Below are 256 nucleotides of genomic sequence, written 5' to 3'. Positions count from 1 at the left end.
AGAAGATCGAATCTCTGAAGGCATCCACCTGGCTCCAGTCGGGAACCAACAAATTCGCCTCTCAAAAGGGACAGACCGGATTTGGTTGCCCTCGGGACGTGAACTACAAGACGAAGGGAACTGGAGGAGCATCCGAAGTACCCGAAGATAAGGCTCGTGCTACCGATGGTATTGTGCCCCTTCAATCGGGAACCAACAAACTGGCCTCGCAGGCCGGTATGACCGGAATCGGAATGCCCAGAATCGTTGACGTGAG

Annotated in this window: 1 protein-coding gene; it reads left to right on the top strand. The window is 54.3% G+C overall.

The annotated features are described in order from the left end of the window. On the top strand, positions 1-256 hold a 256-nt coding region (locus tag SM755_RS23920; protein ID WP_323174872.1), incomplete at both ends, for a calponin repeat domain-containing protein.

Origin of the sequence: Natrialba sp. PRR66 (genome assembly GCF_034808065.1) — an archaeon.
Classification (GTDB): Archaea; Halobacteriota; Halobacteria; order Halobacteriales; family Natrialbaceae; genus Natrialba; species Natrialba aegyptia.
Note: the sequence above shows the minus strand (reverse complement) of the source record. Positions and strands in the feature narration are given on the sequence as shown.